The sequence below is a fragment of the Mycobacterium sp. PDNC021 genome (assembly GCF_048282635.1).
Lineage (GTDB): Bacteria > Actinomycetota > Actinomycetes > Mycobacteriales > Mycobacteriaceae > Mycobacterium > Mycobacterium llatzerense.
Window position 1 is genome coordinate 1,442,955 of the sequence record NZ_CP182502.1, and the last position, 13,602, is coordinate 1,456,556.

Below are 13,602 nucleotides of genomic sequence, written 5' to 3' on the forward strand. Positions count from 1 at the left end.
TCAAAAGAGGAGTGAGCATGCCGTCAAAAGCGAGCGTCGCGATCGTCGGCTCGGGGAACATCAGTACTGACCTGCTGTACAAGCTGCTGCGGTCGGACTGGCTCGAGCCGCGCTGGATGATCGGTATCGACCCGGAGAGCGAGGGCCTGGCCCGCGCCCGCAAGCTCGGGCTGGAGACCAGCGCCGAAGGGGCGGACTGGCTGCTGGCCCAGAGCGAGAAGCCGGACTTCATCTTCGAGGCCACCAGCGCCTACGTGCACAAGGCGTACGCGCCGCGGTACGAGGAAGCGGGCATCCGGGCCATCGACCTGACCCCGGCCGCAGTCGGCCCGGGCGTGATCCCGCCGGCCAACCTGCGGGCGCACCTGGATTCGATGAACGTCAACATGGTCACCTGCGGTGGCCAGGCCACCATCCCGATGGTCTACGCGGTGGCCCGTGCCGTCGAGGCACAGGGCGGCGTGCCCTACGCCGAGATCGTGGCGTCGGTGTCGTCGGCTTCGGCCGGCCCCGGCACCCGGGCCAACATCGATGAGTTCACGAAGACCACCAGCGCCGGTGTGCGCAACATCGGTGGGGCACGCGACGGCAAGGCCATCATCATCCTGAACCCGGCCGATCCGCCAATGATCATGCGCGACACCATCTTCTGCGCCATCCCCGAAGATGCGAACCACGCCGCCATCACCCAGTCGGTCAAGGACGTGGTCGCCGACGTGCAGACCTACGTGCCGGGCTACCGGCTGCTCAACGAGCCGCAGTTCGACGAGCCGTCGGTGGTCAACGGTGGCCAGCACGTCGTCAGCATCTTCGTCGAGGTGGAGGGTGCCGGCGACTACCTGCCGACCTACGCTGGAAATCTGGACATCATGACCGCCGCGGCCACCAAGGTGGGCGAGGAGATCGCCAAGGAAATCGTGGGAGCGAACGCATGAGCACCGCACTTCAACCCGGAGACATCTTCTTCGACGCCGCCTGGGACGTCCGCATGACGGACACTTCGCTGCGCGACGGCTCGCACCACAAACGCCACCAGTTCACCGGTGACGAGGTCCGCGCGATCGTCGGTGCGCTCGACAATGCCGGCGTTCCGGTCATCGAGGTCACGCACGGTGACGGGCTCGGTGGTTCGAGCTTCAACTACGGGTTCTCGAAGACCCCGGAGCAGGAACTCATCACCATCGCGGCCGAGACCGCGAAGACCGCCAAGATCGCCTTCCTGATGCTGCCGGGTGTCGGCACGAAGGAAGACATTCGCATCGCGCAGGGCAACGGCGGCTCGATCTGCCGCATCGCCACCCACTGCACCGAGGCCGACGTCGCGATCCAGCACTTCGGCTTCGCCCGGGAACTGGGCCTGGAGACCGTTGGCTTCCTGATGATGAGCCACACCATCTCCCCGGAGAAGCTGGCCGCGCAGGCCCGCATCATGGCCGACGCCGGCTGCCAGTGCATCTACGTGGTGGACTCCGCGGGCGCGCTGGTGCTCGAAGGTGTCGCCGACCGTGTGGCCGCATTGGTCGCCGAACTCGGCAACGACGCGCAGGTGGGTTTCCACGGACACGAGAATCTCGGTCTGGGCGTTGCCAATTCGGTCGAGGCCGTGCGCGCCGGGGCCAAGCAGATCGACGGCTCCTGCCGCCGGTTCGGCGCCGGTGCGGGTAACGCACCGGTCGAGGCGCTGGTCGGGGTGTTCGACAAGATCGGCGTCAAGACCGGTATCGATTTCTTCGATATCGCCGACGCGGCCGAAGAGGTCGTCGCCCCGGCGATGCCGGCCGAGTGCCTGCTGGACCGCAACGCGCTGGTGATGGGGTACGCGGGCGTGTACTCCAGCTTCCTCAAGCACGCGGTGCGCCAGGGCGAGCGCTACGGCGTGCCCGCCCACGAGCTGCTGCTCCGCGTCGGCCAGCGCAAGCTGATCGGTGGCCAGGAGGACCAGCTGATCGACATCGCGCTCGAGATCCAGCGGGAGCGGGCCGAGGGCAAGGCCTGACCGACCGAGACACGAAAACGCCAGCCGTCCCGAAAGGGGCGGCCGGCGTTTTGCGTAGCCGAGTCAGCTGTTGACGGAGTCCGCCGCGGTCTCGCAGCGTGCGACCAGCTCGGCTAGCGCCACCGGCAGGCGGTCGGCGATGCCCTGCGGATCGGAGACCTGGTCGGTGCAGGTGAGTACGCAGATCTGCATGCCGCCTTGGTAGCTCCAGCCGGTGATGTTCATGCCCATCGGGAAGACCAGCGGGCCGGTCGAGATCAGCTTCTCGACCGGGGCGCCGCCGAAGTACAGCGTCTGCTGCGGGCCGCGCATGTTCGACGCGATCATGCTGAACATCGGACGCTTCTTGACCTGCGCCCCGATGGTCGGCAGCACCCGCGAGTAGACCTTGAACAGCGGCCAGTACTCCATCCAGTCGTGCTGCAGCCAGGCGTCGCGCTCGCTCTGCACCTCGCGGGCGGTGGCGGTGTTCGCCGAGATGGCCTGCAACCGCTCCACCGGATCGGCGATGTTGGTGGCCAGTTCGACGTTCCAGCGGGCCACCTTGTTGCCCCAGCGGTCGCCGTCCTGCGGGCGCATCGACACCGGTACCACGGCGGTCATGGTGTCGTCGCCGACCGGGCCGCGCGAGGCCTGGTACTCGCGAAGGACGGTGCTGCACATGGCCAGGAAGACGTCGTTGACGCTGACGCCGAACGCCTTCGTCACCCGCTTGATCTGGTCCATCTCGACGTTGACGAACGCGAATCCGCGGTTGGCGGTCAGCGGCTCGTTGAACGGCAGAGCCGGCGGGATGAAGGCCTCGGCATAGCCGGGCTTGCCCGACTTCTGCCGGTCCTGGATGGTGCGGGTGACCTTGGCTGTGCGGGCCACGACCTTCGGGAATTTGGTCAGCGACTTGACCTGTTGCCGCGCCACCATCGGCAGCCATTCGGCAGCCGGCGGGCGGTGCTCGTCGGGCGCCGGGCGGTCGGTCGGCTCGGGCAGCCGATCGGCGGGGTCCTGGCTGTAGAACTGCTCGAGCAGGTTCAGCGATGCCATGCCATCGGCGACGGCGTGGTGGATCTTGAGCACGAGGGCGACGCGGCCGTCGGCCAGGCCGTCGATGTACCACATCTGCCACGCCGGGCGGTTCCGATCGAGGGGCTCTTCGAAGAGTTTGGCGATCTCCGCGCCCAGCTCGCGGTCGGTTCCGGGAGCGGCGGCGGTGGCGCGCTTCATGTGGTAGCTCAGGTCGCCCCGGGGACGGGTGACCCACCACGGCCGGCCGGCACCGAACCGCGGCGACATCAGCTGCCACTGCAGGGGCTCGACGCGGTCGACGAGGCCGGGCAGTGCGGCCCGGACAGCCTCGAAGGAGATGGGTTCATGGCCCTGTGCCGGATCGAGCACGACGGCCTTGATGGTGTGCTGCGGCTGGACGGCACTTTCCCACGCCAGGAAGCTGTTGTCCTCGCCCGATAAACGTCGCATACATCACTATGAGGCCAAAAATGTGAGCCAGCGGACATGTTGTCTCGTTGATTGGGAACTACCTCTGAATTTCGGCTCGCACCCCGTTTAGCGTGCACACCATGAGCTGACTCGGCGTCGCGACGCGGAGCTGGAGGGGGCTTTGCCGGTCCGTGTCTGCACGATTTTTTGAATGGAGTAGGGATATGCAACTGAGGAACAGCCGAGTTCTGGTCACCGGTGCCAGCCGTGGTCTGGGCAAGAACATCGCGCAGGCGATGGCTCGCCGCGGCGCCGACGTCGCGCTGGTTGCCCGGAACGCTGACCAGCTCGAAGAGCTCGCCAAGGAACTCGGCGGCAAGGCATATCCGACCGATCTGATGGACCCCGCGGCCGTCGAGGCGCTGATCGACCGGGTGGAGGCCGACGGCCCCATCGACGTCATCGTCAACAACGCCGGTGTCGACCGGGTCGGCCGCTTCTACGAGGCGTCGTCCCAGGATGTGCGAGACCTGTTGCAGGTCAACCTGATTGCGCCGATGGAGCTGTGTCGCCAGGTGATGCCGCTGATGATCAAGCGGGGCCGTGGCCACATCGTCAACGTGTCCTCGATGGGCGCCATCTCGACCGGACCGGGCGTCACCCTGTACGGCGCCTCCAAGGCCGGGCTCAGCCACTTCACCGCCGGCATCCGCTCCGAGCTGCGCCAGAAGCCGGTCAACACCACGCTGGTGCAGATCGGTGAGGTCAAGACCGACATGATCGACCACATCCGGTCGTTCGGGCCGGCCCGCCGCACCATCGAGCGGTCGCTCAAGTTCCGGATGATCCCGCAGGAGCCGCTGGACGCCGACATGGTCGCCGAGGCCATCGCGGACGCGGTCGAGCACGAGAAGAAGCACGTCATCCTGCCCAAGCGCATCGCGGCGATGGCCTACCTCACGGAGACCCCGCGCCGGGTTTCTGAGCTGATGCTGACCGGTATCGACCAGGACACCGACTAGTCATGGATGGCGGGCGGGAGGCACAGTGGACCTGACCGGCAAGGTCGCGATCATCACCGGCGCGGCGCGCGGTCAGGGCGAGGCCGAGGCGCGGCTGTTCGCCGCCCTCGGCGCGAAGGTCGTCCTCACCGACGTCCTGGTCGAGGAGGGGGAGGCGGTCGCCGCGTCGATCGGCGACGCCGCCCGCTTCCAGCGACATGACGTCGGCAGCGAAAGTGATTGGCTGACAACGGTCGAGCTGGCACTGAGCGAGTTCGGCCAGATCGACGCGCTGGTCAACAACGCGGCGATCTGCACCGTCGAACCCCTCATGGACCACACCGCGCAGTCGTGGGAGCGGCAGCTGCGCGTCAACCTGATCGGACCGTTCCTCGGCACCCAGGCTGTCGTCGAGCCCATGCGCGCGATCGGCGGCGGCTCGATCATCAACATCTCGTCGCAGGCCGGGCTGCAGGGGCTGGCCGGGTACAGCGCCTACGGCGCCTCCAAGTGGGGCCTGCGCGGCTTCACCAAGGTTGCCGCAATCGAGTTGGGCCCCATGGGAATTCGCGTCAACACCGTCTACCCCGGGATGATCGACACCCCGATGGTGGCGCACCTGCCGATCGAACGTGGCCTCGGCGGGCACCCCGGCGCACCGCTGACCCGGGTCGGTGCCCCCGAGGAAGTCGCCGAGGTGGTGGCGTTCCTGGCGTCGGATGCGTCGTCGTACATGACGGGCGCGGATCTGGCGGTCGACGGCGGCGCGAGCGCGGGCCGTATCCCGGTCGTCCCGACGTAACGAGCGACTTGATGCTCCTATTCATGTCAAGCCGCGTTGAGCCAGTTTCTGTAGGTGTCTGCGAAGGTGTCGTCGCGTTGTAGTCCGCGTTCGATGCGGGAGATCACGGTGGGCCAGACCCCGAAATGGTTGGCTGCGGCGGTCACGGTGATGTTCTTGGCTTGCCGAGCCGGGCGCAGGTCGGTGTACTCGGGCACGTCGATCTGGCGGGTCAGCAGGGTGAATATTTCTCGGGCGATGGCTCGTTTGAGCTTGCGCAAGATCTCCTTTTTGCTGTGCCCTTTTGTGACCTGGCGTTGCACGTAATCGCGGGTCCGATCGTGGTTGGACATCCGTACTAGTGCGATGCGGTGCAGTGCGCTGTTGGCGGCGCGGTCACCACCGCGAGAGAGTCGGTGTCGGTTGGTCTTACCCGAGGACGCCGGTACCGGCGCGGCCCCACACAACGCGGCGAACGCAGCTTCACTGTGCAGCCGGTGCGGGTTAGCCCCGGCAGTGATCAATAGCTGAGCGGCGGTGTCCGCGCCGACGCCGTGGGCCGCGCGTAGTGCGGGATTGGCCGCGGTGACGAATGCGTCGATCTGGGCGCCGAGTGCCTCGGCTTGGGTTTCGAGGAATTGCACGCGTTGGGCGAGCAGCTTGGCTGCGCTGAGCATCGACTGCGCCCACGGCTCGGGCTGGGTGTCGGGGCGGCAGCGGGCGATCGCCTCGACCATCTTCAATGTCGTTAAACCACGGTATTTTTCGCGTATCACATCGGGCGCCGATACCAGCATGGCTTTGATCTGGTTGATCACCGCGGTGCGGTGCTTGACCGCCGACCGACGAGCGACATGCAGGGCCCGCAGGCCGGCGGTGGTGTCGTCTTTCGGGGTGGCCAGCCCGTCACCGGCCAACGCGGTCCGCGCGGCGCTGTAGGCATCGAGCGGATCAGATTTGCCTCTGAGGCGGCGAGTGGATTTAACCGCCCGGGTCACCTCGACGACCTCAACGCCAGCCGCGGTCAGCACCCGGGTGAATCCGGCACCATAGCTGGCGGTGCCTTCCACACCGATCCGTTCAACCTGACCCAGTGAGGTCAGGAAGCTGATGGCCGCGCTGTATCCGGCGCGCGTGGTCGGGAACTCCCGATCATCAACAGCGGCACCAGTCATGGTGATCGCGGCGACATGGATCGTGCCGGCATGGGTGTCCGCACCGGCAACGATGCGCGCAGATTCTGTCAAGATGATGGTGTCCCTTCTGACCAGCATTAGGTGGGGCACACCGGCCAGGGCGGGCAGACAAGACATTGGTGAGGAACGGCCAAGCTCCTGATTAAGTCATGTCCGTCCTGTCCGGCGTGAACAAGACGCGCACCACACAGGCCGGACAGATCAAGTTAAAGACAACCCAGCAGAGCGTCAGTCAGACCCAGGGTCACGACCTGCGCGGTAACGCTCTTTCATCATCAATGTCAGACTTCCCCGGCAAGATGGGCGCATGGCCGGGGACGAATCAACGCTGGCGCCGGAGCGCCGACGGCGGGCCGGGTCGATGGAGCTGTTGCTCGTCGGCCTCGCCGCTTTGGCGCTGTCGGGTTCCTGGGTCAGCGGCCTACTGACGGACCACGCCCGCCTGGCCACCGCGGCCACGGTGTTCTGCGGGGTTTTCGTGCAGGCCCTGCCGTTCCTGGTGCTGGGCGTCATCGTCAGCGGCCTGGTGGCTGCGTATCTCACCCCGGAACGGCTGGCTCGCCTGCTGCCGCGCCGGCCTGCGCTCGCCGTGGCGGTGGCCGGTGTCGGGGGTGCCGCGCTGCCGGGATGTGAATGCGGGTCGGTGCCCGTGGCGCGCCGGTTGTTCAGCGGCGAGACGGCAGGGGCCGCGCTGACCTTCATGCTGTCGGCGCCGGCGATCAACCCCGTGGTGCTGGTGGCGACAGCGGTCGCGTTTCCCGGCCAGCCGCAGATGGTGGTGGCCCGCTGCGTCGCGTCGCTGCTGACGGCCGTGGTGATGGGCCTGTTGTGGCAGCGCTGGGGCCGCGCCGAATGGGTGACCCGCACCCTGCCCACCCACCACGACGAGGGCGCGTCCCGATTCACCGTGTTCACCGAGGCGGCCCGGCACGACTTCCTGCAGTCCGCGGCCTATCTGGTGATCGGCGCCGGCGCGGCGGCCGTGTTGCGCGCGGCGGTGCCACCGTGGGTGTTCGAGCATGTCGCTGGCAACCTGGCGGTCGGTGTGGTGACCATGGCGCTGTTGGCCGTGGTGCTGGCGTTGTGCTCCGAGGCCGACGCGTTCGTCGCGGCCAGCCTGACCATGGTCCCGCTGGTGCCGCGACTGGTGTTCCTGGTGGTCGGTCCGGCGGTGGACGTCAAGCTGTTCGCGATGCAGGCCGGCGTGTTCGGCCGGCCGTTCGCCGTGCGGTTCGCACCCGTGACCCTGGTGGTGGCCGCGGCGTGCGCCACGGCCGTCGGGCTGCTGGTGCTCGGGGACGTGCGATGAGCCGGGAAACGCAGAACATCCTGGTGCTGCTGATCGGCCTGAGCACGGGGTTGATCGCCGTGAAGGGCACCTACCTGAATTTCGTGAAACCGGCGCTGTTCCCGTGGCTGTTGGTGGCCGCCGTCCTGCTGGTGGCGCTGGCTCTGGTGTGTCTGGTGCGGGACCTGCGCCGCGGGCCGCCGGGCGGGCACCATCACCGGGGTCTGCTGGCGTGGCTGCTGCTCGTGCCGGTGGCATTGACCGCGTTCGTCGCCGTGCCGCCGATGAGCCCGGTCGGCGCCGAGACGGTCACCGCGGCAGTTGCCCCGCCGAAGCGGGCGTTTCCCCCGCTCCCGGCCGACGGCGCCGTGTCGCTGCCGGAGGTGGTGCTGCGCGCGGCCGCCGACTCCACGAAAAGCCTTGAGGGACGGACCATCACCGTCACCGGATTCACGATGGGCGGCGATCTGGCCCGGGTCGTGATCGTGTGTTGCGCTGCCGACGCGCAACTGGCCCGCGTCCACCTGACCGGCGCCGTCGGTCCGCACCCGGATGACACCTGGCTGAAGGTGCAGGGCAAGGTGATACCCGGGACGTCCAGCCCGTCCACGAATTTCGTCCCGACCATGGAAGTGACCAGTGCCGACCCAATTCCCAAGCCCCGCAACACCTACGCGTACTGACGCACAGGCGCTCCTCGAACAGCTCGCCGGTCCCGGCGCCGTGCTGCGTGACGACCAGTGGGTGGCCATCGAGGCACTGGTGGTGCAGGGCCGTCGGGCGCTGGTGGTGCAGCGCACCGGGTGGGGTAAATCCGCGGTGTACTTCATCGCCGCCAAGCTGCTGCGGGCCGCCGGCCGCGGCCCGACGGTCATCGTCTCGCCGCTGCTCGCGTTGATGCGCAACCAGGTGGCTGCTGCCGAACGAGCGGGCGTCCGCGCTGCCACCATCAACTCCAGCAACGTCACCGAATGGGACGAGGTGCACCAGCGAGTCTCAGCGGGCGACCTCGACGTCCTGCTCGTCAGTCCGGAGCGGTTGAACAATCCGGACTTTCGCGACACGGTGCTGCCGGCACTGGCCGCCGATGCCGGGCTGGTCGTGGTCGACGAGGCGCACTGCGTCTCCGACTGGGGCCACGACTTCCGTCCCGACTATCGGCGCATCCGCACGCTGATCGGTGAGTTGGGTTCGGGTATACCGGTTCTCGCCACCACCGCGACCGCCAACGACCGCGTGGTGCAGGATGTCGCCGCGCAGCTGGGCGTCGGCGGCGGCGACACCTTGGTGTTGCGCGGCGGGCTGGACCGGGAGTCGCTTCGGTTGTCGGTGGTGCACGCCGGCGGGCCGACACAACGCGCGGCATGGCTTGCGGCGCACCTGGATTCGCTGCCCGGCTCCGGCATCGTCTACACCCTGACGGTGTCGCAGGCCCACGACATCGCCGCGCTGCTGCGCGAGCAGGGGCACCCCGTCGCCTCGTACACCGGTTCCACCGAGGCCGCCGAACGCGAACAGCTGGAAGCCGACCTGCTGAACAACCGGGTCAAGGCGCTCATCGCCACCTCGGCGCTCGGTATGGGGTTCGACAAACCGGACCTGGGCTTCGTCGTGCACCTGGGTGCCCCGTCGTCGCCCATCGCGTACTACCAGCAGGTCGGCCGTGCCGGCCGTGCCACCTCCAGCGCCGAGGTGATCTTGCTGCCGGGTAAGGAGGACGTCGACATCTGGCGATACTTCGCCTCGGTCGCCTTCCCGTCGGAAGCCTTGGTGCGCAAGGTGATCGGCGAACTTGAGATGGACCGGGCGCTGTCGACCGCGGCGCTGGAGCCGCTGGTGGACCTGAACCGGTCGCGGCTGGAGATGGTGCTCAAGGTGCTCGACGTCGACGGTGCGGTGCGCCGGGTCAAGGGCGGCTGGATCAGTACCGGTGAACCGTGGTCGTACGACGAGGAGCGCTACCGGAATCTGGACGCCGCGCGGCAGCGTGAGCAGCAGGCCATGCGGGAGTACCAATCGACGACCGAGTGCCGAATGGTGTTCTTGCGCAGCCAACTCGACGATCCCGAACTCGACGGCCAAGGCTGCGGCCGCTGCGACAACTGCGCGGGTGCGCACTACGCCGCGGACGTCGACGCCAGTGCGGCGTCGGCGGTACGGGATCAGCTGATGCGACCCGGCGTCGAGCTCGCCGCGCGAAAGCAGTGGCCGACAGGCTTGCGTTCCTTGGGAATTGAGTTGTCCGGACGGATTTCCGGCGGAGCCGAGCCGGGCCGGGTGATCGGGCGCCTGACCGACCTCGGCTGGGGTGCTCGGCTGCGGCAGTTGCTGGACGGACCTGACGCCGAGGCGCCCGACGAGGTGGTGCAGGCTGCGGTTGCGGTGCTCAAGGCCTGGAACTGGGATGCCCGACCGGTAGCGGTGATGGGCCTGGACTCCGACAGCCACCCGCAGTTGATCGGCTCGTTGGTGACCCGGCTGGCCGAACTCGGCCGGCTGCAGAACCTCGGCACGTTGCACTATCGGCCACAGCGGCGCCCGGTGACCGCGGCCAACTCGGCGTATCGGGTAGCGGCGCTGGTGGATTCGTGGGAGGTCCCCGCCCTGGACGTCAGCGGTCCGGTGCTGCTGGTGGACGATCTCGTCGATACCGGCTGGACCCTGACCATGGCGACGCAGGTGCTGCGCGCCGCCGGGGCGCCCGCAGTGCTGCCGTTCGGGATCGCGTCCGTCAGCTGAATGGTCCTTCGCCGAGTGTCCAGTTATCGCACGCATTTTCGCAATATGCGTGCGATAACTGGCCGCTGAGCTAGCTCCGGTGCAGCCCCAGCTGGTTGATCGCCGCATCCACGCCACGCAGTTGGATATCGCTGCGGCGCAGGGTGTCCCACTGTGCGCGGGTCATAGTGAACTCCAGCATGGTGTCGAAGACACCGCGCCGTGATTGGCGGGACGACCCGGTCCGCTCATAGGGCAGCGACCGGGTGACGCCGAGTGACGCCGCGTTGTCATGCCACGCGGCGGTGCGGGCGACGTCGGCGTCGAATCCGGCGAAGATCAGTTGCAGCGCCGCGGTGCGCATCTCCCGACCGAGGCCGCGGCCTTGATAGCGGCGGCCCAGCCAGGAGCCGGTGGACACGGTCCGTCGGGCCGGGAAGCCGTCCGCACTGACAATGCAGACGCCCGCAGCGGTGCCGGCAACCAGAACGGCCATTGGCACATCCCAGTGCTCCGTCGACACCTCGGCACGGGTCTGCCGGAAGTACGCGACGGTGTTGCGCTCCAGCTCGGGCGAGACCGCATCGGTCCACGGGGTGGAGAACGGCATGGTGGCCGGATCGTGGATGCCCTCGGCGGCCAGTTGGGCGAGCTGGTCGGCCAGTGCGTCGGTCACATGGCAGAGCCGCAGGACCGGAGTGATCACTTCCAGGTCCGCCAGTGGCCAAGGCGAATGGTGCATGGCCCCAATGGCAACACATCAAGCTTGGACGGGAAAGCGAATATTCTCCGCACTCACGCGCGCTGACCAGGAACTATTGTGAGCTTCTCGACACTCACACGGACTTGGTGATGCCGTAGTAGGCGACGACGTCGTCGGTGTCGGTGGTGGAGCTGGTCAGCGTGGCATAGGACCGCAGGAAGGACTGGCCCACGCAGCCGTCGACCTTGACATGGGTGTCCTTGAGGGTGACGCGCACGGGTGCGGTCTTGAAGGACTTCTTGTCGACGGGCACGGTGGTGACGGTGCCCGGCTTCGGGTGGACTTCAATCTGTCCGACAATCGGGAAGCTGACACCGGTGGGGAGCAGACCGGCCAGGGTCGACCCCGCGGTGCTGATGCCAACCGAGCCGATCAACTTCACCTGGCCGAGTTCGATGCCGCAGCCGATCTGGTAGCCGGCTTCCAGGGTGCCGCCGGTGAGGGTGGTCTTGCCGTTGCCGGTGACGGTGCCGCTGAACGTGCCGCCCACCAGGTATTCGCGCGAGCTGACCGCGGTGGTCAGTGGGGCGACGGGGAGCTCGGTCTCGTTTTTGGCGACGACGGTCAGGATCCAGCCGTCGGGGGAGGTGACGGTGGCGGGTTCGTCGGAGGCCACGATGCCGGTGTCCGGTGGTGGGCCGTCGAAGCCGGCCGGGTCGGCCGGGTTGGCCGGGGCCAGGGGGGCTGTCGTGATTGAGAGCAGCGTGCCTGCGGCGGCGACGGCGGCTAGACGGTTGAACATGGTGGTGATGCCTCTCGACGGTGTCGGCAATGAAATGGTTTGGGCTGTAATGGAATACGGGGCAGCCGCTACACGGACTTGGTCACGCCGAGGTAGGTGATGACGTCGTCGGTGTTGTCGGTGGAGCTGGTGAGGGTGGCGTAGGAGCGGATGAAGGACTGGCCGGCGCATTGGTCGGTCTTGATCCGGACGCCGGTGATGGTGACGCGGGCGGTGGTGCCTTTGAACGACTTCTTGTCGATGGCGACGGTGGTGACGGTGCCGGGCTTGAGGTAGACCTTGCCCTGCAGGCTGATACCGGTACCCAGGCTGGGGTCGGTGCCGGCGAACGGGATCTTGATACCGGGGGTGAAGCTGATGCCGGGGTTGATCTCGGTTTCGTCGGAGATGATGCCGCAGCCGATCTGTTCGCCGGCTTCGAGGGTTCCACCAGCGAGTTTGGTTTTTCCGCCGCCGGTGACGGTGCCGGTGAAGGTGCCGGCGACCCAGTATTCGCGTGAGGAGAGTGCGGTGGTCAGGGGGGCGACGGGCAGTTGGGTCTCGTTGCTGCCGACGACCGACAGGTGCCAGCCGTCGGGGGTGTCGAGGATTCCGGCGGGGCCTGAGGGGACGGCGCCTTCGCCTGGCGGCGGGGGACCGGGGTTGCCGGCCGGCTGCACGGGGGCAGGGTCGGTGGGCGGGTCGGCGAGTGCCAGCGGCGCGGTGCCGACCGGGAGCACCACGCAAAGGGCTGCCAACATGGCATAACGGTTCGACATGGTGATGAGCGCGCCTCTCATTGGGGAGCCGGTTCTCACCGGCCGGTGGGCAAGCTGCTCAACGGAATTGGCGAGCGTGCCTGTTACCGCCAGACCATCGCAATGACGAGGTGCGTATCCGGTTTCCCTGTGGTGTCCGCCCGGTAAGGACCTGTTCACACGGGGCGGATCCCGTGCGTGAAAGGTTTCACGCCGCGGGCTCGGTCACCCGGCCGCGGCGGATGCGTCAATTCCGGCGGGTGCCCATGTTCTGGTAGACGACGCGGCCGGCGATCTCGACCACGTGGTCGGCGAAGCGTTCGAAGTAGCGGCTGAGCAACGTGACGTCCACCGCTGCGGTCGTGCCGTGGCGCCAATCCGGGCTCATCACGACGGCAAACAGCCGCTCATGGATGTCGTCCATCGCTTCGTCTTCAGCGGCAAGTTGTGCTGCTCTTTCTGGATTCTGCTCGAGCACAATATCTTTCGCTTCCCAGGCCAACTCGACGGCGATGCGGCCCATCTCGTCGAAGTAGCCGCGCACCTCGGCGGGTACGGCGGCCGCAGGGTGGCGGCGGCGCCCGATCTGGGCGATGTGCGCTGCCAAGGCCGCCATGCGCTGGAGATCGGCGACCGTCCGCAACGTGCTCACGACCGCGCGCAGGTCACGGGCCACCGGTGCCTGGCGGGCCAGGATCGTGAAGGCATCCGCTTCGAGGGCAGCGGCACCGTGATCGATCTCGTGCTGGCGGTCGAGAACCAGTTCGGCGGCTCTCACCTCAGCAAGTAGCAATGAGTCGGTGGCCAGCTGCATCGTCGTTGCAGCGTGTTCGCACAATCCGGCGATACCGTCGTTGAGAGCGTCGAGTTGCTCGTGGAATGCAGTCCGCACGGGCCATCAGCGTAGAGCGTTTACGGCGATTTCCGTGACGGCTGTGTTAACTGT

General features: G+C 67.5%; 13 protein-coding genes. 7 read left to right on the forward strand and 6 right to left on the reverse strand.

Translation table 11 applies throughout. The annotated features are described in order from the left end of the window. Nucleotides 1-17 precede the first annotated feature (17 nt). Together ACNO8X_RS06680 and dmpG are read left to right on the forward strand one after the other, a co-directional pair. Nucleotides 18-935 carry an acetaldehyde dehydrogenase (acetylating) gene (locus ACNO8X_RS06680; protein ID WP_418004662.1) on the forward strand — a complete coding sequence of 306 codons (918 nt, stop codon included), beginning with the start codon at nucleotides 18-20 and terminating at the stop codon, nucleotides 933-935. Then, complete coding sequence (gene dmpG / locus ACNO8X_RS06685) at nucleotides 932-1,996, forward strand: 4-hydroxy-2-oxovalerate aldolase (RefSeq protein ID WP_418004663.1); 1,065 nt, start codon at nucleotides 932-934, stop codon at nucleotides 1,994-1,996. Before ACNO8X_RS06680 ends, dmpG begins: the two co-directional genes overlap by 4 nt. 63 nt (nucleotides 1,997-2,059) lie before the next feature. Here dmpG and ACNO8X_RS06690 read toward each other — a convergent pair whose 3' ends face one another. Further along, the gene (locus ACNO8X_RS06690; RefSeq protein WP_418004664.1) at nucleotides 2,060-3,469 is read right to left on the reverse strand and encodes a wax ester/triacylglycerol synthase family O-acyltransferase; all 1,410 of its coding nucleotides are present in this window, start codon (nucleotides 3,467-3,469) and stop codon (nucleotides 2,060-2,062) included. Nucleotides 3,470-3,654: 185 nt separating this feature from the next. Between ACNO8X_RS06690 and ACNO8X_RS06695 the strand changes: the two genes are divergently transcribed. Continuing rightward, entirely contained in the window at nucleotides 3,655-4,452 is a 798-nt protein-coding gene (locus tag ACNO8X_RS06695; RefSeq protein ID WP_418004665.1) for an SDR family NAD(P)-dependent oxidoreductase, read from the forward strand. A 25-nt stretch (nucleotides 4,453-4,477) separates the two neighbouring features. Beyond that, nucleotides 4,478-5,233, forward strand: a complete 756-nt coding sequence (locus tag ACNO8X_RS06700; RefSeq protein WP_418004666.1) for a glucose 1-dehydrogenase — start codon at nucleotides 4,478-4,480, stop codon at nucleotides 5,231-5,233. Nucleotides 5,234-5,259: 26 nt separating this feature from the next. Here the strand turns inward: ACNO8X_RS06700 and ACNO8X_RS06705 are convergent, their stop codons facing one another. Beyond that, nucleotides 5,260-6,459 (reverse strand): IS110 family transposase, encoded by a 1,200-nt coding sequence (locus ACNO8X_RS06705; RefSeq protein ID WP_418004667.1) that lies wholly within the window; start codon nucleotides 6,457-6,459, stop codon nucleotides 5,260-5,262. A 256-nt stretch (nucleotides 6,460-6,715) separates the two neighbouring features. Here ACNO8X_RS06705 and ACNO8X_RS06710 point away from each other — a divergent pair, with 256 nt between their 5' ends. The 3 genes from ACNO8X_RS06710 to ACNO8X_RS06720 are packed head-to-tail and all read left to right on the forward strand — an operon-like array spanning nucleotide 6,716 to nucleotide 10,435. Continuing rightward, nucleotides 6,716-7,717, forward strand: a complete 1,002-nt coding sequence (locus tag ACNO8X_RS06710; protein WP_418004668.1) for a permease — start codon at nucleotides 6,716-6,718, stop codon at nucleotides 7,715-7,717. Then, nucleotides 7,714-8,379 (forward strand): TIGR03943 family putative permease subunit, encoded by a 666-nt coding sequence (locus ACNO8X_RS06715; RefSeq protein WP_418004669.1) that lies wholly within the window; start codon nucleotides 7,714-7,716, stop codon nucleotides 8,377-8,379. Before ACNO8X_RS06710 ends, ACNO8X_RS06715 begins: the two co-directional genes overlap by 4 nt. Continuing rightward, the gene (locus ACNO8X_RS06720; protein ID WP_418004670.1) at nucleotides 8,336-10,435 is read left to right on the forward strand and encodes a RecQ family ATP-dependent DNA helicase; all 2,100 of its coding nucleotides are present in this window, start codon (nucleotides 8,336-8,338) and stop codon (nucleotides 10,433-10,435) included. Before ACNO8X_RS06715 ends, ACNO8X_RS06720 begins: the two co-directional genes overlap by 44 nt. Nucleotides 10,436-10,505: 70 nt before the next feature. Here the strand turns inward: ACNO8X_RS06720 and ACNO8X_RS06725 are convergent, their stop codons facing one another. The 4 genes from ACNO8X_RS06725 to phoU form a co-directional block, all read right to left on the reverse strand. Next, nucleotides 10,506-11,156, reverse strand: coding sequence for a GNAT family N-acetyltransferase (locus ACNO8X_RS06725; RefSeq protein WP_418004671.1), 651 nt, complete (start codon nucleotides 11,154-11,156; stop codon nucleotides 10,506-10,508). Nucleotides 11,157-11,250: 94 nt separating this feature from the next. After that, the gene (locus tag ACNO8X_RS06730; protein ID WP_418004672.1) at nucleotides 11,251-11,919 is read right to left on the reverse strand and encodes an MspA family porin; all 669 of its coding nucleotides are present in this window, start codon (nucleotides 11,917-11,919) and stop codon (nucleotides 11,251-11,253) included. Nucleotides 11,920-11,987: 68 nt separating this feature from the next. After that, nucleotides 11,988-12,677: an MspA family porin gene (locus ACNO8X_RS06735; RefSeq protein WP_418004673.1), complete on the reverse strand. Its 690-nt coding sequence runs from the start codon at nucleotides 12,675-12,677 to the stop codon at nucleotides 11,988-11,990. A gap of 226 nt (nucleotides 12,678-12,903) precedes the next feature. Further along, nucleotides 12,904-13,548, reverse strand: coding sequence for a phosphate signaling complex protein PhoU (gene phoU, locus ACNO8X_RS06740; RefSeq protein ID WP_418004674.1), 645 nt, complete (start codon nucleotides 13,546-13,548; stop codon nucleotides 12,904-12,906). Nucleotides 13,549-13,602 lie beyond the last annotated feature (54 nt).